This window comes from Phaeodactylibacter sp. (genome assembly GCF_040219495.1).
Lineage (GTDB): Bacteria > Bacteroidota > Bacteroidia > Chitinophagales > Saprospiraceae > Phaeodactylibacter.
The window spans coordinates 44,612-65,194 of sequence record NZ_JAVJSK010000061.1 but is presented as its reverse complement, the minus strand read 5'-3'; the positions used below and the strand labels follow the sequence as shown (position 1 = coordinate 65,194).

At 52.7% G+C, this 20,583-nt stretch carries 16 protein-coding genes; 7 read left to right on the top strand and 9 right to left on the bottom strand.

Annotated elements, in window-relative coordinates; genetic code table 11:
• Window positions 1-128: 128 nt before the first annotated feature.
• Window positions 129-4,163, bottom strand: coding sequence for a GEVED domain-containing protein (locus RIC19_RS09200; RefSeq protein WP_350178011.1), 4,035 nt, complete (start codon window positions 4,161-4,163; stop codon window positions 129-131).
• A gap of 408 nt (window positions 4,164-4,571) precedes the next feature.
• On the opposite strand from RIC19_RS09200, the gene RIC19_RS25755 reads away from it, so the two are divergent.
• Window positions 4,572-4,739: a DUF8622 domain-containing protein gene (locus tag RIC19_RS25755; protein ID WP_502930829.1), complete on the top strand. Its 168-nt coding sequence runs from the start codon at window positions 4,572-4,574 to the stop codon at window positions 4,737-4,739.
• Window positions 4,740-4,785: 46 nt separating this feature from the next.
• The gene (locus RIC19_RS09195; RefSeq protein ID WP_350178010.1) at window positions 4,786-6,513 is read left to right on the top strand and encodes an amidohydrolase; all 1,728 of its coding nucleotides are present in this window, start codon (window positions 4,786-4,788) and stop codon (window positions 6,511-6,513) included.
• Window positions 6,514-6,615: 102 nt separating this feature from the next.
• Here the strand turns inward: RIC19_RS09195 and RIC19_RS09190 are convergent, their stop codons facing one another.
• The 3 genes from RIC19_RS09190 to RIC19_RS09180 are packed head-to-tail and all read right to left on the bottom strand — an operon-like array spanning window position 6,616 to window position 9,324.
• Window positions 6,616-8,166, bottom strand: a complete 1,551-nt coding sequence (locus RIC19_RS09190) for an ABC transporter permease/substrate-binding protein (RefSeq protein WP_350178009.1) — start codon at window positions 8,164-8,166, stop codon at window positions 6,616-6,618.
• Entirely contained in the window at window positions 8,154-9,122 is a 969-nt protein-coding gene (locus RIC19_RS09185; protein WP_350178008.1) for an ABC transporter ATP-binding protein, read from the bottom strand. The genes RIC19_RS09190 and RIC19_RS09185 overlap by 13 nt, the downstream gene beginning before the upstream one ends.
• Before the next feature lie 34 nt (window positions 9,123-9,156).
• Window positions 9,157-9,324, bottom strand: coding sequence for a hypothetical protein (locus RIC19_RS09180; RefSeq protein ID WP_350178007.1), 168 nt, complete (start codon window positions 9,322-9,324; stop codon window positions 9,157-9,159).
• A 163-nt stretch (window positions 9,325-9,487) separates the two neighbouring features.
• Between RIC19_RS09180 and RIC19_RS09175 the strand changes: the two genes are divergently transcribed.
• Genes RIC19_RS09175 through RIC19_RS09165 form a run of 3 tightly spaced genes read left to right on the top strand, consistent with a single transcriptional unit; the run spans window position 9,488 to window position 12,004 of the window.
• On the top strand, window positions 9,488-10,444 hold the full coding sequence (locus RIC19_RS09175; protein ID WP_350178006.1) for a hypothetical protein: 957 nt from the start codon (window positions 9,488-9,490) through the stop codon (window positions 10,442-10,444).
• The gene (locus RIC19_RS09170; RefSeq protein ID WP_350178005.1) at window positions 10,437-11,132 is read left to right on the top strand and encodes an ATP-binding cassette domain-containing protein; all 696 of its coding nucleotides are present in this window, start codon (window positions 10,437-10,439) and stop codon (window positions 11,130-11,132) included. Before RIC19_RS09175 ends, RIC19_RS09170 begins: the two co-directional genes overlap by 8 nt.
• 50 nt (window positions 11,133-11,182) lie before the next feature.
• The gene (locus tag RIC19_RS09165; protein ID WP_350178004.1) at window positions 11,183-12,004 is read left to right on the top strand and encodes a serine O-acetyltransferase; all 822 of its coding nucleotides are present in this window, start codon (window positions 11,183-11,185) and stop codon (window positions 12,002-12,004) included.
• A 9-nt stretch (window positions 12,005-12,013) separates the two neighbouring features.
• On the opposite strand, the gene RIC19_RS09160 is transcribed toward RIC19_RS09165, so the two are convergent.
• From RIC19_RS09160 to RIC19_RS09150, 3 genes are all read right to left on the bottom strand, one after another.
• Window positions 12,014-12,373, bottom strand: a complete 360-nt coding sequence (locus tag RIC19_RS09160) for a 2TM domain-containing protein (RefSeq protein WP_350178003.1) — start codon at window positions 12,371-12,373, stop codon at window positions 12,014-12,016.
• 340 nt (window positions 12,374-12,713) lie between these two features.
• Window positions 12,714-13,058 carry a hypothetical protein gene (locus tag RIC19_RS09155; RefSeq protein WP_350178002.1) on the bottom strand — a complete coding sequence of 115 codons (345 nt, stop codon included), beginning with the start codon at window positions 13,056-13,058 and terminating at the stop codon, window positions 12,714-12,716.
• Window positions 13,059-13,060: 2 nt separating this feature from the next.
• The gene (locus RIC19_RS09150; RefSeq protein ID WP_350178001.1) at window positions 13,061-15,484 is read right to left on the bottom strand and encodes a penicillin acylase family protein; all 2,424 of its coding nucleotides are present in this window, start codon (window positions 15,482-15,484) and stop codon (window positions 13,061-13,063) included.
• A 112-nt stretch (window positions 15,485-15,596) separates the two neighbouring features.
• Here RIC19_RS09150 and RIC19_RS09145 point away from each other — a divergent pair, with 112 nt between their 5' ends.
• Window positions 15,597-16,151, top strand: a complete 555-nt coding sequence (locus RIC19_RS09145) for a hypothetical protein (RefSeq protein WP_350178000.1) — start codon at window positions 15,597-15,599, stop codon at window positions 16,149-16,151.
• Window positions 16,152-16,159: 8 nt separating this feature from the next.
• Here the strand turns inward: RIC19_RS09145 and yaaA are convergent, their stop codons facing one another.
• The gene (gene yaaA / locus RIC19_RS09140; RefSeq protein ID WP_350177999.1) at window positions 16,160-16,930 is read right to left on the bottom strand and encodes a peroxide stress protein YaaA; all 771 of its coding nucleotides are present in this window, start codon (window positions 16,928-16,930) and stop codon (window positions 16,160-16,162) included.
• 468 nt (window positions 16,931-17,398) lie between these two features.
• Complete coding sequence (locus tag RIC19_RS09135) at window positions 17,399-17,872, bottom strand: DUF1573 domain-containing protein (protein ID WP_350177998.1); 474 nt, start codon at window positions 17,870-17,872, stop codon at window positions 17,399-17,401.
• A gap of 297 nt (window positions 17,873-18,169) precedes the next feature.
• Here RIC19_RS09135 and RIC19_RS09130 point away from each other — a divergent pair, with 297 nt between their 5' ends.
• Entirely contained in the window at window positions 18,170-20,575 is a 2,406-nt protein-coding gene (locus RIC19_RS09130) for an alpha-ketoacid dehydrogenase subunit alpha/beta (RefSeq protein WP_350177997.1), read from the top strand.
• The last annotated feature ends 8 nt before the right edge of the window (window positions 20,576-20,583 follow it).

Below are 20,583 nucleotides of genomic sequence, written 5' to 3'. Positions count from 1 at the left end.
CTTTACGGTGTTTTTTGGAAGTTCTACAGCCTTTTCTGTAACTTGCTCAAGAAGCGTAAATGTCGACATGTCTTTTGGTTTTCGTCGACTTTAAAGATAGTCGCTTTTACGCTTCTTTTCTAAAATGTCTAGTGGTGTGCTCCTTCATCAAACCCGTCTTTCACAGGCGTCTGTGCATCATCACCGTAAACGGTGACTGCCGTATTGTTGTTAGGGTCCCACTGCCCTACACCTGCACAACGTGGCGTGCCATTATCATCGTAGAAAAACCCGATCCAGTCCTGCGGGCTGAGAATGCCGCCGCCTAAGTCGCTGTAGAGCGTATCCGGCAGGATCACAGTGTGCGTGATGCCGGTTGGTGTCACGGGCCAGGGCGCTACATCCACTTCCGGGTTCTGATTAATGGTAGCGGTGGTGGAAGTACCGCCGCCAGAAAGGGAGACGTTTGCAATACGCAGGGAGCCACTGTTGTTGGCTTGGTAGCATACCGTAATCGTCCCGTTGCCTGTCCCGCTTGCCGGGGTCACAGACGTGACCCAGCTGGTCTGTGAACTTGCCGTCCAGGACGTATTACTGCTGACGGTGAAGTTAACGCAGTTGGCGGGGTGCTCTACGGTGATGCTGCCGGGCGTTACGGCAAGCGTTGCCGTGGTGCCGGCTGCCTGCGTAATGGTTGCAGTCTGTGGTGGCAGCCCGGGGGTGCTTAAGATGACCATCACAGAGCGGGGGCTGCCCGTAGGATTAGCTGTATAGGTCACGACCAGGGTCTGATTACCACTTCCTGACCCCATAGAAAGCGTGGCCCAGGATTGATTGGTGTTGGCACTCCAGCTTACATTAGAGCTTACCTGCACAGTGGTTTGGCCAGCGGCAGCGCCTACTTGCTGACTGGAAGGGGTGATCGTCAGTATAGGTCCTGTTGCCGCTGCATTTTGCAAAATGGTAGCGGTTTGCCCCGGTTGCCCCGGGCTGTTGAGCGTTAGGGCAACGGTACGCTGATTGGAAGTCGCGTTCTCACTGTAGCTGACTGTGACGGTCGCGTTGCCTGTCCCTGAAGTTTGGGAAAGCGTTGCCCAGCTCTGACTGGAAGAAAGAGTCCAGCTTGCATTCGACGTAATCTGTACCGTGGTTTGCCCGGCCGGAGCGGTGACCACCTGAGAAGGAGGCGTGATCGCGATATTGGCCGGTGCGCCGGTTTGGGTCACTGCAACGATTTGGTCTGCAACGCCGTCGCCGGTCACAATAACGTTCACGGTGCGGTTGCTGGTACCTAAATTGGGCGTAGCCGTAAGGGTGACAATACCGTCGCCCAGTCCACTGAGCGGGCTGGCATCCAGCCATGCCGCGTTTTCGGCTACCTGCCAGTTGGTGTTGGAGGCAATACTAAAACCTGCTGTGCCACCCGTATGAGGAATGCTGAGGCTGCCCGGTGTGATGGTCAGATAGTCGGGGTTGTTGATGGTCAACTGATAGTCTTCTACTTCCCGGATGCCACCGGTTGCACAGGGCTGACTGTACCCACTGGTACTCATAGAAACCCGCATCCGGGTCGTACCCGAAATGGTGCCATCTGGTATCAACAGGATGCCGCTTACCGAGCTCTGGCTACCGCTCGTGCTTTGGTACAGGAGCTCGCCGGTATCCTCAAAGTCATCGTCCTGGTTCAAATCCACCCAGACGCGCCAGTAAACCAGTGTATTGGAAGAAAGCCCCTGAGCCTGCAAGAATACCGGGTATTGATTACCGGGCTGAACGCTGGTGTTGAGGTTGGTATAGTTGCCGTACCCTTGGTCATTACCGGAGATGTTATTGATCGCCCCCATGTTGACCCGGTCAATCCAGGCGGTCTGACTGTTGCCGTAAGAATAGCAGTAGGCTTCATTGCAACCGATGGTAGAGAATGTAGAAGTAGGTGAGAAATCGCTGAAGCTGCTGCCGCAATCGCTCCGCACTTCTACCTGATAATCGGTGCAGGGGGTCAGGTTGTAAAGGTAATTTGTAGTTTCAGTCAGCCAGGATGTGGTTGACCAGGTGAAGCTGGCCGCTGTCCGGTACCGGATCTGATAGGCGTTGGCGTTCGGTATTGCGGGCCAGGAAACCTGGGCAGCGGAGTAGCCAATATCACTTACTGACGGGGCAGAAGGGGCATTGCAGGCACCGGGCTGTATGATCAGCCCGTAGTCTTCCACGTCCGTAAAACCACCCGTGGAGCAAGGCCCGGGGAAGTTGTTCCGGTCCATGCTAATCCGCAGGCGGGTGGTGCCCACCGTACTTGCAGCAGGTATCGTAATGGCGCCAGACACCAAAGAGCTGCTGTTGGTTGCGGCGGAGAGCAAAAGTTCGCCGGGGTCTTCAAAGTCACTGTCCTTGTTGAGGTCGGCCCAGACCCGCCAGTAAACAGGAGCTACGAATTCATCCTCGGAATCCATAATGAGGGTATAAGACTGCCCCTGCACCACGGTGGCGGTCATGCTGGTGAAGTTGGTATACCCGTTGCCATTGTCGGAGTTATTGGACAAATTACTGAGGGCAACACTGGTAATCCAGGCGCTCCAGCTATTGCCGTAGGAGTAGCAATAGGCATCTGCACACCCAGACGTCCCTACATCATAAGGTAAGCTCCAGATGCTGGGTATGCTGTTGCAGACAGACTGCACCTGCCATTCCAGGGTGTTGCACGGGGAAAGGTTCTCCATGGTATGTTCACTCTTGGTCAACCCTTCTTCTACCGTCCAGGGAGCGGTGGGCACTGAGCGATAGCGTACATTATAGGCCTGCGCACCCGGTACATCCTCCCAGTCTTGGGTTACATGCGAGTAATCAGCAGAGGTAGTCACCACATTAGAAGGTGGGTTGCAGGGGGTGGTGAAGGAAAAAGATATTCCAAAATTATCAGCAGACCAGCGGTCATCCCATTCAAAGTAATATCGGGTGCCTGCGGTCACATTCATAATGATTTCGCTGGCGAGGTTGGGGCCACTCTGATTGATTTGGCAGTCGTCATCACTGCCCACTATCGGCGTGAGGTTGCCACAACTCCCGGTGTAAACCCAAAGGCGTGTATTGACATCACCCAGGCAACTGCTGATCGAGATGCTGCCATTAGCCGGGGCATCGTAGTAGAACCAGTCGGCATGCTGAGCCCCGCCGGAGCAGTTTTCGCACCCATTGCCCTCGTTAGGGCCATCAGGAAAGTAGTTGCCATTATTGGTAATGGGCTGTGCATCTGCGCAGGTAGACCCTACACTGGGAGTGGAGCCACAGGTGAGATAGCCTCTGGTGTTGGTGTTGTAAAAGCTGGCGCGTGCATATTGACCGGCTGATAGAGTGTTTCGGCAGGTGTGAGGAGCGTAAGACATGATATTGGATACATCAGGGTCGTAAGCGTCTCCATTGGCATCGGTGAAGCTGCCGGTATAGATACAGTTGGAGACAAGGTAACCAGTGCAACCGATACCCAGCAGGCCGGGATCAGCAGGAGTATCGCAGACGTCATCGCCCGCTGTGCTGCAATTGGAGCCATTGACCAACTCATCGGTCAGGCCACCGCAGTTCACTTTGCCATGCGTGTGATAAAGGCCGAAGTAGTGCCCGACTTCATGGGCAAAAGTGTTCCCACCGGAGATGAAACAGCTCCTGGCTACTGCTAGCAGGTCGCGTCCACCACCGGGCAGGTAGGCATAGCCGCACAGGCCACCACCTGAGCTTGTGGTCAGGCTACCCCCGGGGATGATGATGTTCAGCACGTCTTCCACTCCGTAGGTGTTCCAAAAACTAGTCTCTTCCGAAGTGTTGAAATTGAAGTACGTGTCGCTGTTGATGAAATTAATTGGCGCGCACTGGAAAAACTCCATATTGGCATTCGCAAAGAAGTCATTGACTTCATCTAGGCCGGTGTTGAACTCGGCTTCTGTAATGCCACCGGTGCCGTCGCTACGGCGGATGATGTGTACCTGGACAGGGACCATGTCCATCATGCTATAACTATTACCAGGCGCAAAAGCAACAGCATAACTGACATAGTTTTTCTGGAGGCTGTCCATCAATTGAATGGAGGCAGGGCTGGCGATAGCACCGCAGGGGGCAGGATCAGGTGTGTCTTGTGCCAGCAGTGGGGGGAGCGATAATAAAAACAGACTTAGAAACTGTACCAAACACTTCATAAACATTCGGGTTTTTAAAATCTTTGAACCCAAACAGATACGAAATCCCGCTCCCTCGCCAATGTGTGTTGACAGATTAAGTAGCAAAAGGTGGAGCATCTGGGCTTCTCCCTGAGGCTCCGTTTTGGGCATATCTGTTTGATGTACTAATTAATAAATTGTTACCATCGTTGAAACGATGATACCATAGCGTGTTAAGATAGAGTTGTTATAGTGTATAGGGGATAGTGTAGTATATTACACAGTGTTGGTAAGGTAGAATTTTACGCTCTCAGCTCATGTAAATATAAGCATTAATCTAATATTTCTATGCTTAATACGTGATTGATTTATTTGAGTTTCAAAATAGGAGTTAAATTTTTCGGATTCTGTAAACTGTCCGGCATTTTTGGATATTACCGTTGTACGATGAAGACAAAACCGTGCTATACCTGCTCCCTTGAGAAATCCACTCTGTACCGCATACAGCTGCAGAAAAAAGGGCCTTGGGTCTTTGTGTGTAAGGCCTGCTGCGAAAAACACCGTAAGGAACCGGGCTATCGGTACGGCGGGACCTGGAAAGGTTACCGGCACTAATGTGCCAAAAGTTTATTAGGTTAGCGACACAAAACAACGCAAACGCATGAACCGACTCCTTTCTTTGCTGATGCTCCCGCTCCTGGTGCTTTTGAATGCCTGTAGCCAGGATACTTCCACAGGTACAACAGCCGATACCTTGCTGATCAATGGTAACATTTACACGGTAGACACCCTGCAGCCAAAAGCTGAAGCAGTAGCTTTGCGAGCCGGCCGTATACTGCGGGTAGGCACCACCACTGACCTGATGGCATTCAAAGACGATAGTACGGAGGTAATTGACCTCAAAGGGCAGTTTATGATGCCAGGCTTTATAGAGGGGCATGGGCACTTTTCCGGCTTAGGGTACAGCCTGATTAACCTCAATTTTCTAAAGACCAGCAGCTGGGAGGAGATCGTACAAATGGTGGCTGAAGCGGCTGAAAACGCGAAACCCGGTGAATGGATTACCGGCCGGGGCTGGCACCAGGAAAAGTGGACATCGACCCCCGACCGCTCGGTTTTGGGTTATCCCTACCACGATGAGCTGAGTGCCATATCGCCCGACAACCCGGTGATCCTGAGGCATGCTAGCGGGCACTCCCTTTTTGCGAATGCCAGAGCCATGGAACTGGCGGGCGTTTCGGCCGAAACACCAAACCCTTCTGGTGGAGAGGTGGTCCGTGATTCCCGGGGTGAAGCGATCGGAGTCTTCGAAGAGCGTGCCATGAGCCTGATTAACGCTGCCTATGATGAATACCGTGCGGGCCTTTCAGAAGAATCGAAAGCCGAAGAATGGTACCGGGCTATTGAGCTGGCAGAGGAGGAATGCCTGAAGAAAGGAGTCACTTCTTTCCAGGATGCAGGCTCCAAATACTTTGAGCTGGAACGCTACGAAGAAATGGCTGAAGCCGGATCGCTCGACCTCCGCCTCTGGGCAATGGTCCGCCACAGCTACGACGAAATGAAGGATAATCTGGAGGGCTACCCCAAAGTTAATGTGGGCGACCACTTCTTTACCTGCCGGGCCATCAAGTCGGAGGTAGATGGTGCGCTTGGGGCCTTTGGTGCCTGGCTGTTGCGTGCCTACAATGATAAAAAGGGGTTCACCGGGCAAAATACCACGCCTATACCGGAAGTGAAGAACATTGCTCAGCTCGCTATGGACCACGATATGCAGATGTGTGTACACGCCATAGGCGACCGGGCGAACCGGGTGGTACTGAACATCTACGAAGAGCAGTTCAGCGCTAACCCTGAAAAAGAAGATCTGCGCTGGCGCATCGAGCATGCGCAGCACCTCGATACAGCTGATATCCCACGCTTCCGCGAAATGGGCATCATTGCATCTATGCAGGGCATACACTGCACTTCTGATGCTCCATTTGTAGAAAAACGCCTAGGGCGCGAACGCTCCCGCCTTGGTGCCTATCCCTGGCGAAGTCTTCTGGATGAAGGCGTCATCATTGCCAATGGTACCGATGCCCCGGTAGAAGATGTAGACCCGCTGCTCAGCTATTATGCCTCCGTGACCCGGAAGCGCGCGGACAACGACTTTGAGTTCTTCCCGGAGCAGCGCATGACACGGGAAGAAGCTATCTACTCCTACACCCTCGGTAATGCGTACGCAGGCTTCGAAGCGGACTTTAAAGGGTCGGTCACTCCAGGCAAAGTTGCAGACTTTGTAGTCCTTTCTCATGACCTGATCAACTGTTCTGATCCGGAAATCCTGGAGTCAAAGGTGCTGCTGACGATGGTGGATGGAAAAGTCAAATTCCGTTCGGAAGCGTTTTAGTAGGGCAACCTATTAAGTACCAGAAAAAACAAAAGCCCGCTCCAGGGCTGGCCACCTCAAAGTTCTCTGTCTGGCTTAATGTGCCACATCGTTGACAGCGTACTACTTCGGTTGCACAAGGTCAGACAGGGTCCTGATATTTAATGCTTCGGCCTGCGCTTCCCGCATCATGAGGGCGTAGGTGTTGTTGAAACCTAAAGGCGCGAGCCATTTCAGATCATATTGGGCCTTAAATTCCCGGCTCACGTAGCGGTAGACCGCATCCGGTTGCGTAATGATGCGCTGCAGGGTATCCTGTGGCGGGTTCAGCAAAACCTGCAGCCCCGTCCCGGTGTATTCGGGGTAGAGGTCAATCTCGCCATTGCGAAGTGCATCGAAACAGATTTTAGTACCGCCCAGCCCCGGGCGGGTGTCTACATCGTAATCCGTATACCCGTTGATCAATTGACTGAAAAGCGCTACCAGAATGTACTGCTCGGTAAAGATTTTCGACCCAATGATGAGGGTCTCGCCTCCTTCCTTCCGGTCCGGTTGCCAAATCCCCTGTGCTTTTAGAAAGTCTTCTGCTACTTGTTCCGGCGACTGCTTATCGAAGTCTACCCGGTAATTCAGCACCGTCATCACCGAATCATTGATCCGGCCAGCAAGGAGATTCAGGGCGTCAACCAGCTCTTTATTTTCCTCCGCCAACTTTTTCTGCACAATTGGAGCGCAGTAATAAGGAGGGAAAGCGTGCTTGTCATCTTCTAACTGCCGCAGGTTGTAGGCTTCCACCCGCCCATCCGTAGCATAGCCACTGATGACGTCTACTTCGCCTTCGTATACTGCTTCATACATTAATGCATTGTTCAAGATAGTAGTGGTGAAATCCACGCCGTAAGTATCCACCACCTTTTGGTAGCCATCGGACCGGCCCATGAATTCAGGTGGGAAGCCGCCACTCCAGCCCGGGGCGTAAGCCTGCGGCCAGAAGTAGGCGGAAGAAAGCAGAGGGATAACCAGCAGCAGCGGTTTGCCGAGTTGGGTTAGTTTCCGGGCGCTGGAGTTTTGCAGCAGGGCCAGCGACTGATCAAATATAATGGCGAGCAGGGCGGCAGGCAGTGCCCCTGCCAGGATCATAGTCGCATTATTGAGGGCAATGCCGCCAAAGATGAACTCTCCCAACCCGCCGGCACCGATATAGGCAGCCAGGGTAGCAACGCCCACATTGATGACGGTGGCTGTTCGCAATCCGGCGAAGATGACCGGTAGCGCCAGTGGCAGCTCGACTTGCCGCAGCAGCTGCCCTTTAGACAGCCCAATGCCCAGCGCTGCTTCCTTCACAGCCGTGTCTACCTCGCTGATGCCCGTGTAGGTATTCCGTAGAATGGGCAGCAGCGCATACAAAAATAGTGCAAACACCGCCGGTTTGATCCCGATCCCCAATACAGGGATCAGAAACCCCAGCAGTGCAATGCTAGGGATGGTCTGCAAAATGCCGGTAAAAGCCAGTACGCTGCCGGAAAGCTTTGGGCGGCGGGTGATGAAGATGCCAAGGGGTACCGCAATAGCTGCAGCAAGGAGCAGGGAAATAAAGGTGAGGCCAAGGTGCTCCAGGATTTGCTCGAGCAGCTTGGCGCGGTTGTCGCCCAAAAAGGTTATCAGTTCGCCCATGACTGCAAGTTGTTTTTGAAAGCTTCGATAAGGATAGAGAGTGTGAAGTAGCGTTTTTGACCGTCTTGTGTGGTGGAGCCCAGGGGATGTTGCCCCTTTGCTTTGGCCAACTGGTAGATAGCGCGCAGCAGCGGCAGCGTAGGGGCAAGCGGCAGCGCCCCTCCCTCAGCGGGTGACTGTTGGGGGAGTTGGTTGAAGATATCCTGTAGTTTAGCCGACCGCAGTTCCAGTTCGGCGGCTTTTTCCGATACAAAGTCGGCGACAAAATCATTGGCAGGGGCCTGCAATAAAGCTTCCGGCGGCCCCAGTTGCTGCACTGCTCCCTGATTGAGCAGGCAGATCAGGCTGCCCATTTCAAAGGCTTCTTCAATATCATGGGTGACCATAATGGTGGTCTTCGAGCGCAGTTCTTCCAGTTCCATGAAGTCCCGCCGGATTTGTTGCCGGGTCAGTGGGTCGAGTGCGCCGAAGGGCTCGTCCATGAGCACGATGGGCGGGTTGGCCGCCAATGCCCGGGCAATACCGACCCGCTGCTGTTGCCCGCCACTGAGCTCGTGCGGGTACTTTTGGGCGAAAGCGCCGGTACCCAGGCCAAGCTGTTCGAGCAATGCCCCGGTGCGGGCTTGTATTTTTGGCTTTTCCCACCCCAATAGCCTGGGTACCACAGCGATGTTTTCTGCTACGGTATAATGGGGGAACAGCCCCATATCCTGGATAACATAGCCCATCTTCCGGCGCAGTTGCACTACTGGTTGCTGACTGATCTCCTGCCCATTCACCCATACCTGACCGGCGGAAGGCGTAATGAGGCGGTTGAGCATTTTGAGCGTGGTGGTTTTACCGCATCCACTGGGACCAATTAGCGCAAGGGTCTCGCCTTTCTGCAATTCGAAGGATACGTCCCTCACAGCAGTGAAGTCGCCGAAGCGTCGGGTCAGGCCCTGGGTCTTGATCATACTTTGAATTTTTACGGTCTTCTGATGGCTATATTTATGAACGGCCCGGGGCATTCAGGGACTCCACCATTTTTTGAGTAGCTAGTTGCCCAAAGGCGTGGGCGGCATCCGGACTGGCGGCCAGCTTTAAGGACAGTTTGGAAGGGGCATAAGCACCGTCTGCGGTGGACTGTGGCGCAATGCCCCGCAACTTCTTTATCATTCGTCGAAATTTTGGACTGCCGTTAATGTACAGCAATTGATACACAAAACGCACTAATCGTGGAATATACTGAGCTCTTCATCCCGGATAAGACAGCGCCGGCAGAATTGTACTAGAAAAACCAGGAGATTGGATTAAATTAGGCAGGACAGATTAATAAGGTATGGATTTAAAAGTCAACAGCTTTGGGGTCTATCTGCGTTTCAGAGTACGGCAGCTCGGTCGTATACTGTATTCAGCAGGCATACCGGGGGTGATAGCACTGCCACTGCTGCTAATCTTTGTGCTGCAGGGCCTCGAAGCGATGGCAAAGGTCCCAGGGTGGGTTATCCCGCTTCTAACATCGTTTTTTATCCTCAACTGGCACTTCAGGCGAAAGGACAGCGGCTTCCTCAAGCGCACGGGATTTGCGGTGGGCTGGATTTTTGGGATAGAATATGCTGTAGTGGCGAGTTGTGCAGCGCTGCCGCTTATCGCCTACACCGCCAACTGGGGGATGTTGCCGGTGGCCGCTGCCGGTGCTTTTGTTTGTGGTTTCCTGCCAGAGTGGTCAGTACGACAAAATTTATTCCTGCCCGTTATGGGGTGGGGGTTGCCTGGTACGCTTTTTGAATGGCGGAGCGCGCTGAGGCGCTATGGTGCCTTGTTTAGCATGCTTTGGTTGTTTAGCCTGGCTGCTTCCTATGGACTGGCGGTCTTACTGATTGTGATGTTGCTCTGGGCAAGCCTTATTCCTTCGGTGTTTGAATATCAGGAGCCCCGGGAGTTGACGATAGCAGTCGTAGTGAAAGGAGGAGGGCTATTCCGGCACTGGCTCCGTCATTTCTGGCTGCAGTTGATGGTTTTTACACCTGGGTTGCTATTACATCTGGTTTTTCACCCGGCATACTGGTACCTGGCATTGATCGGGCTGAGCTTTATTGCTTTGATGCTGGCTTTTGCCATGGCCTACAAATATGCGACCTGGCAGCCCGGGCGGCAGCGGGTGGTGCAGAGCCTGCCGGTCACCCTGGCTTACTTCAGCCTTTTCTTTCCGCTGCTATTACCGGTAGTGGGCTTCTATTTGCTGCGGTTTGTAAAAAGAGCGCGGCATCATTTCAAAATGGCTTACGATGCTTGAAATTAGTAGTCTCGCTGCCGGGTATGGCAAAACGCTTATTCTGAATAACATCCACCTTGAGGCTGCAGCGGGCGAAGTGCATGGTGTTTTGGGAATCAACGGGGCAGGGAAAACGACCTTTTTTAAAGCCCTGTGCCGGTTAGGGCCTTCCTTTTCCGGGGCAGTCACCTGGCAGGGGGAGCCCTTGTCCCCTACAGATATTGGTTACCTGCCTGCCACGCCCTATTTCTACCCCTATCAGACCGGGCAGGAATACCTGGAATTGTGCAGACATCGCAACCCGGGCTTCCCAATTGAAAAGTGGAACGGGCTTTTTCAGCTGCCGCTAAAGGATTTGACGGAGACGTATTCTACGGGGATGCGAAAAAAGCTGGCTCTATTAGGCGTTTTGGCAGGGCGCTACAAGGTTTTGCTTTTAGATGAGCCTTTCAGCGGGCTGGACCTCGAAAGTACGGAAGTGCTTTTTGAAATATTGGAGCAGCTAAAAAGCTACGGGCTATGCATATTGTTGAGCTCTCATATACTCGCTACAGTGCGTCAGGTTTGCAGCCGGGTAAGCTACCTTAGTGCAGGCCAAATTCTACGGACTTTCGAGCACGATGATTTCGACACTCTGGAAAGTTCCATCAAAACCACCTTGCAGTCCCGCACAAAAGCGGCCTGGGCGGAAATACGCAAGCCCGGGTAAAACTTTTTCGGTGTTCAGCCTTTATGATTAGAGCATATGAAAATTTCAACATGAAAGAACAACAGTTTGTCGCCCAATTGTTTCGCGCCCACCGCGATTCCCGCAAAATCCCTTCGCCCAGCGAAGTCTGTAGTTGGCTGGACGGCTTACTGACCGTCATGTTCCCGGAACTGGCGAACCGCCGCTACCGCAGTGAGCGTGAATTGGGACAGCACTACCAGCAATTGAAGCTGGAGCTGTTCACGCTGTTGGAGAAAATTGAAGATATGTTGCCCGCAAGGGCGGAGGAGCTGGAAGCGGCCTTTTTGGAAGAACTGCCACGGAACTATGAGCGCTTACAAATGGATGCCGATGCGATTATGGCGGGCGACCCGGCAGCGGTGAGCCGTACAGAGGTCATCCGTTCCTATCCCGGGTTCCGGGCTATTGCTGTATTCCGCCTGGCCAATACTTTTCATCGGTTGGGCGTTCCCCTGATTCCACGGATCCTTACAGAGCATGTTCATAGCGTTACTGGTATTGACATCCACCCGGGCGCAACGATAGGCGAGCGCTTTTGCATTGATCATGGTACGGGCGTGGTCATTGGCGAAACGGTTGAGATCGGGAATAATGTCAAGGTCTATCAGGGGGTTACTCTGGGAGCGCTCAGTGTGCGAAAGGAATATGCCAAGACGAAACGGCATCCGACCATTGAAGATAACGTAGTGATTTACTCCGGGGCGACTATTCTGGGCGGAGAAACGGTGATAGGCCGGGATAGCATCGTCGGTGGTAATGTGTGGATCACGCGAAGCGTTGCCCCGGGCTCAAGAGTCTATTACAAGAGTATGGAGCAACCGCAAGCAGAGCCCACACCCGGTGGTGTGTAAGGGGTAGTGTTACACAAGGTCCTCGTCCCGCCACTTTTTCTGTGGTCTTTTTTCCAGCTCCCGGAGTTCCAATTGATCCTCTTCGGAGTCGCCTCCGTTTAGCCGGTGCATTTCCTTTTCTATTTCCCGTTGCTCCCAATCTGCTTCTTCTCCCCGCATACCCGGAAACCCAAAGGCTTCATAGTAATGCCCCATCAGGCCCATGCCCCAGCCCAACATAGGATAGATAAACCAAAAATGACTGGGGGAGGTGAAAATATTCAGCAGAAATAAAAAGACATTGACGATGATAAAGGAGCCCAGGTGCTTATAAAACTTCTTTTTCTTAGTTACACGCTTACGGGCTTCTTCGAATCTATGATCTTTCATATCAGGTTTTTAGCATTTAGTATTCAATGTAACAGTCTCTTCTGTGCAGGTCAAGATTATTCGACAAAACAGAGTTTGAAGGGGCTGGATTTGCAGAAGTTGATAAGATCAGGCTGCCAGCCGCTGGGCGTACGGCGGCTTTCCGGCTTCCCGTTCACCAGACTTGATGCGTCGGGGATCATTACAGGGTTAGAATAGCGCTGCCTTTTCCCATCCCGGTAGAACCGGGATGCCTTTTTTAGTCAATTAGCTCAGGATAAGCTCCTGAAATACAGGTAATTACCGGGACACGTGGTTGAAAACAGCTCTTTTTCCCCACTGCACTGACCTGCCATCAAGTCTACTCTTTCTCCCTTACCAGGCTTCCGGTCCAGGCACCGAGGGCGGCAAAAACAGCTCCAAAAAAACCGGTGATAAACACCAGCAATATACCACTCACGCCACCGAAAAGCGCCCCGATGCGGGCACTGAGTATACCATCATTTTGGACATTCAGGATAGCCGCATAGCCACCCCAGAGCAATAGCCCGCCGAGGAAACCACCTATCAGGGCGGGGCGCGGGCGCATACGGAAGATCAGGGCAATCAGGGCGGCAAGAACAGGAAGGCTCCACCAAGCCAGCAGGCTTTGGCCTACGGCACCCCCAACCAGAATCGCTAATGCAGCAGATATTATTTTTTGCATGATTATTCAGCAGTTTTGAAGGTGAGTCGATAAATGGGCTGCACCGAGGCATCGTCCGGGTTGTCCATGAGGTGCAGGCGGTTGTACTGCCCCTCCACCCAGGGCGTGACCATAGGGTCATAAAAGACACTGCCCGGGTTTCCGGAGGGGCCGCCCGGGAAGATGCCCCATGCGTTGGGCTTTTCCCCCAGTTCCACTACCATGCGCCAGGAAGGCCCGTGTTCAGGCTTGATGGCATTGGGGGCGTCTTCGTAGCCGCCTACGTCCAGGTCAAGGCGGGAAAAAGCAGGGATCATGGCCATGTGCCCGATGTCCGTTGATTGATAGGCGGCCCAGGATATCGGGGGCTGTTGCAGGGCTTCCTCCAACCCGCGCAGGGCAATATCCTGCGCCGTCTCCACTGCTGTGGTGACCTGATGGTCAAATATCGCGTGCCCGGGCTGTGTCGTCAGAAGCTCTACGAATCGCCATTCTTCGGGTTTCAACACTTCCAGGGAATCCTCCCAAACCGTGAGCTCGTCAAAGGTTTGAGCGTAGGCTGCTTTGAACCAGTCTTCAAACAGGCTCGGTGCTTCGGCATCCTTGGTGAAGTTATAATCCCAACTGCGCAAAGCAGTCACGCGCTCATGGTTGCGCAGTTCGGAGGCCGTCTGATCGAGCAGCCGCAGCAATACGGGCATCACCTCTTCCGGCTTCAGGCTCCGGCTGTCCAGTTGCAGGGCTTTCATGTCCTCTACTGTAATGCCTTCCATTTCCGCAAGGCGGCGGTTGATGTACCGGCCCCGGTAGTCATCAAAACCGCCATTATAGTAGTAAGGATAGTCTGGCCCAGTAGATCGCTGATTAGCAGAAGATACAAAGCCACGCTCCGGATTGACGACCCGGGGCAGGTGCTCGTGCGGGATGAAGCCTTTCCAACCGGAAGCGGAGCGGCTGCCGTCCTGCACAAAGCGGCCTTGCTGATCGGCTTTCAGTGGCAACTTGCCATTAACGGTGATGGCGATGTCGTTGTCCTGACTGGCGAAGATAAAATTTTGGGCAGGGCTCTCCCAGCCCCGCAGTGCCGTTTGGTAATCTGCCAGCCCCTGGCCGCCCATAAGGCGGGTGAAAGCCCCCAGGGCGTAGAAGGGTTTTTCGGCGGGCTCATCGTGGGCCAGCCAGCGCATCGCCATATCGTGGTTGGGGTGCTCGGGGTCATTGTAGGTGACCGGCCCCCAGGCTGTGTAGCGTACCGTATCCCTTACGGGGGCTTGCCGCCCCTTCACCTGAATGACCTCTACGATTTCCCTTACCGGTTGTTCCTGACCGTTTATCAGGTAGGCCGTCTTTTCCGGGTTGGCCCAGTCAATGCGGTACCAGTCGAGTACATCATGCCCAACGTTGGTGACGCCCCAGGCCATTTTATTGTTGAAACCAATAATGATGCCCGGTACACCAGGGAAAGAAACACCATAAGCGTTGTATTCCGGTGTTTGCATTTGCAGCTCGTACCAGACTGCAGGCAGGCGCAGCTTCAGGTGCGGGTCATTGCATAATATTGGGGCGCCGTTAGCGGTTTTCTCAGCACGGACCGCCCAGTTGTTACTGCCAATAAAAGGCGAAGGTAAATCAAAGGGCGTACGGGGTGCACCGATGCTTAGCATGCTATCTCCGGTAGTAGGCTGTTGCAGTGGCAACTGCTCGAAATTCCACTCTACAGTCTCCGGGATGACAGGCGACTGTGCAGGGTTGTATTCCGGATAAAGCACTTGAAAGAGACTGTCGCCCAGTAGGGTACGGGCATGGGTGGCAGGAATGTCATAGTGCCGACTGCAAAGTGCTTCAGACATCGATTTGTAGAATGCTGCAATATGCAGGGGCGTCCAGGGCTCCGGGGCATAGCCTAGCAATTTAAATTCAAGAGGGTAATCGGCAGGTTTCAGGCTACTAATGTACGCATTGACCCCTTCGCAGTAGGCGTTGATGATCGTCACTTCCTCCGGAGAAGACATCCATTTTTTTAAAGCATTTTCGGCTCCCCATAGTAAACCTTTGCGCCTTTGCAGGCGGTCGCGTTCCAGGGTGCGTTCACCCATTACTTCGGAGAGCCGGCCAATGGTGGCGCGTACCGAAATATCCATTTGCCAGAGCCGGTCGCGGGCATGAATGTACCCCTGTATAAAGGAGGCATCCTCAGCGCTTTGCGCAAAAATATGAGGCACGCCCCGCTCGTCAAACACCACTTCGTGCTCAGCGGAAAGCTGAGGGAAGGCTAAAGTGGCGTCTTTGAATTGATGTGCCGGATCTGCATTTTGCCAAAAACCGGTAAAAGGGCTCAGAAACTGCCCAAGCGCCGGCAGCGGGCTGCCCATGGGCTGGTGCAGGCTGGCGAGTACAGTCAGGCCGGCTGTAAGCACGAGGGCGAGTAAAAACCTTATGTGTCGCATGTTGTTAATTAGGTCGGTTTGGATTTTGTTGGGACTTTAGTAATCGGTCTGGCCCGGTGCACCGGGCCAGACCGATTACTAAAGTCCCAACACGCTCTTAAAGAAGAAAGATATGAAAACTTCCTGGGCTGTTGTCGGCCTTTTTTTGATTTTTGCGGCTTGTAGCCCCAATTCCACTGAGCGTCAAAAGGGTACAGGCGATCGTCGCTTCCGCACTACGCCCCCTTCCCTGCTTTATTTTAAAAACATGCGGAGCATACAGTACACCGTGGAAGAGCAGCCCAAAAGCCGCATTGAGCTCTACCGGTTGAATAAGTATGAGGAGGTGCGGCAGCGCCCGGTCCTCTATCCGCTCATTGCCAACAACTGGCTGGAAGACGAAGCCTACCTCTTTTTACAGCCCAACGACTGGGCAGATGGCTTCCTGTCGCCTTTGACGCTGTCACAGGATACAGCTTGGTCCGCCCCAATTCTACAGCTACAGCCCCCCACGCCCGGGGAACAGTATGCCTTGGGTATGCAGCTCTACGAAAGCCTGAAGCGGGGCGAAGGATGGTATGTGGCAGCGGCGGATTCTACCTTCGCCCCTATCTTTGATGATGGTGATGAACGGGCTTATTTTCTGACGACCGTTCAGGATTACCTCAAGCTTACCGATAAGGATTAAAACAGGCTCTAAGACTCCCGCGTAAATATAAAGTGCTGTGCTTCAGATAGCGACTCATTGAAGGTGTAGCCATCCACATCAAAGGCTTTCAGGCCTTCCGGAGAGGTGATGCGGTTTTTGACCGCATAGCGTGCCATCATGCCCCGTGCTTTTTTGGCATAGAAGGCAATGATCTTGTATTTCCCGTCCCGATGTTCTTTGAAGTCGATCTGGTACAGCTTCCCCTGCAGCTCTTTGGGCTTTACAGCGGAGAAATACTCTTTGGATGCCAGGTTGACCACACTTTTGTCCTGACCATCGGCACTTAGGTCAGCGTTGAGCAGCTCGGTAATGCGGGCACCCCAATATTCGTAGAGGTTTTTGCCCCGTTCATTCTGTAGTCTTGTCCCCATTTCCAGGCGGTAGGGCTGCATGAGGTCCAAGGGCCGCAGCACTCCGTACAGGCCAGACAAAATGCGGATTTGCTCCTGTGCAAACTGCAGGTCTTCTTCAGAGAAGTCTTCTGCTCCAAGGCCGACGTAGACATCGCCTTTGAAAGCCAGAATGGACTGCTTGGCATTATTCAGGTCGAAAGGGGTCTCAAAGTCCTGATAGCGCTCCCGGTTAATGGTGGCGAGGTCTTCACTGATTTTCATGAGCTTCATCAGTTCCGGCTCCGACTTGTCTTTAAGCAGGTCAATCAGCGGCTGACTGTCACTCAGCAGGCGTGGCTGATCATGGAGGGCTGTTGCAGGCTCTGAATAATCCAGCGTCTTAGCGGGTGAAAGTAGTAAGAGCATATTGAGATTTATTGATGTCACGAAATGGTATGTTTTTGTTCCGGTTTTGGTGCTTTAGGGCTCTAAGCGTTAAAATAAAAAAAATGTGACAAGATAAAGTGGGGTTATCCCAGTGCAAATTCGTCACGAAAAAGTACCTGTGAAACCTTTATTTTTTATATATTGTGGCAAATAAGCATTATGTAGGATGTCACAAAACCAAATATATTAATTTGAGTATTATTATAAATCATCCTATGTTTGTGTCACACTTAAGAAGTAGTTTTTGTGTTTATTTGTTTGGGTTAGAGGCCCTTACTTCATTGCAAGTAAGGGTTTTTTTTATGGTTCCTTCCCGGGCCAATGCCCGTAAATGAAATAACCCTGAGGCAGGAAAAAGGTTTGACCAAAGAGAAAAGCCCCGGAGTAGCACGCTACTCCGGGGCTTTTCAGTTACCGGTAAGAAAGGTTATCTGATGACAACCTTCATTACTGATTGTTGAACATGTTGCCTTCGTTTGCAGGCAGGCCTGCAGGTTCTTCCGGCTTCTTCGTCACTTCACCTTTAATGGTCAGCATCTGCTTCTCATCACCAGCGTTGGTGGTCAGGGTTACGCGCTTGGTGAACTTACCGAGACGGTTCGTGTCGTAGCGCACCTTGATTTCGTTGGTTTCACCCGGAGCGATAGGCTCTTTAGGATATGTAGGTACTGTACAGCCACAGCTACCCTTGGCGTGCGTGATGATCAGGGGCTCTGTGCCCGTGTTAGTAAACTTGAATACACGGTAGGGGTCAGAACCCTGCTCAATCGTACCATAGTCAACAGTTTCTGTCTCAAAAGCCATCTGAGGACCTTCCTTAGCCTCTTCTGCTGCAACCGGTGTGGCAGCAGCGTCGTTTTGACCAAAGCTTACAGTTGCTACCAGGGCCAGCAGCGCTAATACGGAAAATACTTTCTTCATCACGTTATTTTTTTTTGATAGATCACAAATAAATTGGATGCGACCCAAAAATACAGTTATTGATAACAATATAAAAGCTGAAGGCTTTACTTTATGGTTAATGAGTTGTTAATCCAGGATTTGAAGGTTTGCCGCATCGACCGGAAAAGCGAACAATTCCGGCCTATCTTTGTCTTTTTGGAGCGTGTACGAGCCAAATTTTTTGTATATTAGCACGGCTATATTTAAGCCCTTTGAAATTAAATTTTGCAAAAGCGCAAAGTGAACCAAATTATAACCAGCACAACTGATAAAAGTATGCTAGACCATTCTATAACCCGCGAGTCTGCTAATTCAGGGGACGGGCCATCCAGAGCATCCATTATCAAAGATTTTGAAATTTGTTGTATCAGCCGGGAGGCCAGCTTGCTTGCCCGTAAAGAGGTACTGACCGGAAAAGCCAAATTTGGTATTACCGGCGACGGTAAGGAAGTGCCTCAGGTAGCTATGGCAAAAGCATTCCGAAAAGGGGACTGGCGCAGCGGGTACTACCGCGATCAGACCTTTATGTTTGCCCTTGGTCTGGCTACGGTTGAAGATTTCTTCGCCCAGCTCTATGCCGACCCCGAAAACGACCCTTTCTCCGGGGGGCGGCAAATGAACGGCCACTTCGCTACGGCTGCGATTGACCACGAAGGCGAATGGCTCGACCTCCTCAACCAATACAATGTAAGCGCCGATATCTCCAGTACAGCGGGCCAGATGGCGCGTTCCCTGGGCCTGGCGCTGGCTTCTAAGCACTACCGTGTGAATGCAGAGGTGTTAAGAGGTGGCGACTTTTCTCAGGATGGTAAAGAGATTAGCTTTGTGACGATCGGTGACGCTTCTACTTCTGAAGGCGTTTTTTGGGAAACCATTAATGCTGCTGCCGTACAACAGGTGCCACTCGCGGTATCTGTTTGGGACGATGGCTATGGCATTTCCGTCCCGATTGAGTACCAAACCGCTAAAGCTAGTATCTCCAAGGCCTTACAGGGGTTCCAAACCGAAGGTGACGATACCGGACTGGACATCTACGTCGTCAAAGCAGGCAATTACCCCGATCTGGTGGAAACCTATGCGAAGGGGATTGCCAAAATGCGGGATACCCACCGTCCGGCTTTGTTCCATATTATCGAGGTAACGCAGCCACAGGGGCACTCGACTTCCGGATCGCATGAGCGTTACAAATCTAAAGAGCGCCTGCAGTGGGAAAAAGACCACGACCCCATTCTGCTGATGGAACAGTGGATGATCAGGGAGGGGCTTTTTACAGCGGATGAAGCGAAAAGAATCCGCAAAGACGCGAAGGCTTACGTCAAAGAGTGCCGCGATAAAGCCTGGAAAGCTGCCAATGCACCGACTAAAAGACGAATCAGGGACCTTAAAGCGGTCTTCGAGCAAATTCCTGCCGATGATGGCCCCTGTGATGAACTCAGGCAGGAACTCGACCGCCTGATGCACCCGGTAGATGGCGAAGTGACGCAAGTTGCCCGCCGTATGCTCTATCAGATTATGGGCGCCGGACTGGGTATCGAGTCCGGCCTCCGCGACTGGATTGATCAATCCTACCAATTAGCACATAAGCACTATCATGCCCATTTGCACAGCGACTCCCCACAGGCGGCGCTGAACGTTCCGGTGGTACATAAAACCTTTTCTGAAGATTCTGAAGTCAAAAACGGCTACGAAGTACTCAATGCTTTTTTCGATAAAAAACTGGCGCAGTATCCGGAGTTGTGTGCTTTCGGAGAAGACGTGGGAGATATCGGCGACGTGAATCAGGGCTTCGCTGGTTTGCAGCAGAAGTATGGCAAGGGCCGGGTCTTCGATACCGGCATCCGGGAGTGGACCATCATGGGGCAGGCGATTGGCATGGCCATGCGGGGGCTGCGCCCAATTGCCGAGATTCAGTACCTCGACTATTTGATTTACGGCCTAGAGCCACTCATGGATGACCTGTCAACCGTTCGCTGGCGTAGTAATGGTCAGCAGAAAGCCCCGGCGATCATCCGGACCCGTGGCCACCGCCTGGAAGGTATCTGGCACGCCGGCTCACCTATGGGCATGATTTTGAATGCCCTCCGGGGTATATATGTGATCGTGCCCCGCGATATGGTACAGGCCGCCGGGTTTTACAATACGATCCTGCAATCCGATGACCCCGCACTAATTGTGGAGTGCCTCAACGGTTACCGCCTCAAAGAGCGGACGCCAGACAACCTTGGTGATTACACCATTCCATTAGGCGTGCCCGAAGTACTGCGGGAAGGTCATGATGTGACTTTAGTGACTTACGGGTCTTGTGTGCGCGTAGCACAGGTTGGTGTCCAACTGTTGGAGCAACAAGGCATCTCCGTTGAGCTGATCGACGCGCAGACCCTGCTGCCTTTTGATCTGGAGCACATCATCCTGGAGTCTTTGAAGAAGACCAACCGTATCGTCTTTATGGATGAAGATGTACCAGGCGGGGCCACCGCCTTTATGATGCGGGAGGTACTGGAAGTGCAAGGCGGCTACCGCCACCTCGATTCTGACCCGGTAACGCTCACCGCCCGTGCCCACCGCCCGCCCTACGGCTCCAATGGTGATTACTACACCAAGCCCAGCCCTGAGGATGTTTTCGAGCGCATCTACCGTATGATGCATGAGGTGAGTCCTGGTCGTTTCCCAGGGAAGCTGTAAAGCTTTTT

Coding starts and splice junctions, on each gene's coding strand:
- RIC19_RS09200 (WP_350178011.1), bottom strand. CDS start 4,163: ATGAAGTGTTTGGTACAGTTTCTAAGTCTGTTTTTATTATCGCTCCCC.
- RIC19_RS25755 (WP_502930829.1), top strand. CDS start 4,572: ATGAAGACAAAACCGTGCTATACCTGCTCCCTTGAGAAATCCACTCTG.
- RIC19_RS09195 (WP_350178010.1), top strand. CDS start 4,786: ATGAACCGACTCCTTTCTTTGCTGATGCTCCCGCTCCTGGTGCTTTTG.
- RIC19_RS09190 (WP_350178009.1), bottom strand. CDS start 8,166: ATGGGCGAACTGATAACCTTTTTGGGCGACAACCGCGCCAAGCTGCTC.
- RIC19_RS09185 (WP_350178008.1), bottom strand. CDS start 9,122: ATGATCAAGACCCAGGGCCTGACCCGACGCTTCGGCGACTTCACTGCT.
- RIC19_RS09180 (WP_350178007.1), bottom strand. CDS start 9,324: ATGATAAAGAAGTTGCGGGGCATTGCGCCACAGTCCACCGCAGACGGT.
- RIC19_RS09175 (WP_350178006.1), top strand. CDS start 9,488: ATGGATTTAAAAGTCAACAGCTTTGGGGTCTATCTGCGTTTCAGAGTA.
- RIC19_RS09170 (WP_350178005.1), top strand. CDS start 10,437: ATGCTTGAAATTAGTAGTCTCGCTGCCGGGTATGGCAAAACGCTTATT.
- RIC19_RS09165 (WP_350178004.1), top strand. CDS start 11,183: ATGAAAGAACAACAGTTTGTCGCCCAATTGTTTCGCGCCCACCGCGAT.
- RIC19_RS09160 (WP_350178003.1), bottom strand. CDS start 12,373: ATGAAAGATCATAGATTCGAAGAAGCCCGTAAGCGTGTAACTAAGAAA.
- RIC19_RS09155 (WP_350178002.1), bottom strand. CDS start 13,058: ATGCAAAAAATAATATCTGCTGCATTAGCGATTCTGGTTGGGGGTGCC.
- RIC19_RS09150 (WP_350178001.1), bottom strand. CDS start 15,484: ATGCGACACATAAGGTTTTTACTCGCCCTCGTGCTTACAGCCGGCCTG.
- RIC19_RS09145 (WP_350178000.1), top strand. CDS start 15,597: ATGAAAACTTCCTGGGCTGTTGTCGGCCTTTTTTTGATTTTTGCGGCT.
- yaaA (WP_350177999.1), bottom strand. CDS start 16,930: ATGCTCTTACTACTTTCACCCGCTAAGACGCTGGATTATTCAGAGCCT.
- RIC19_RS09135 (WP_350177998.1), bottom strand. CDS start 17,872: ATGAAGAAAGTATTTTCCGTATTAGCGCTGCTGGCCCTGGTAGCAACT.
- RIC19_RS09130 (WP_350177997.1), top strand. CDS start 18,170: ATGCTAGACCATTCTATAACCCGCGAGTCTGCTAATTCAGGGGACGGG.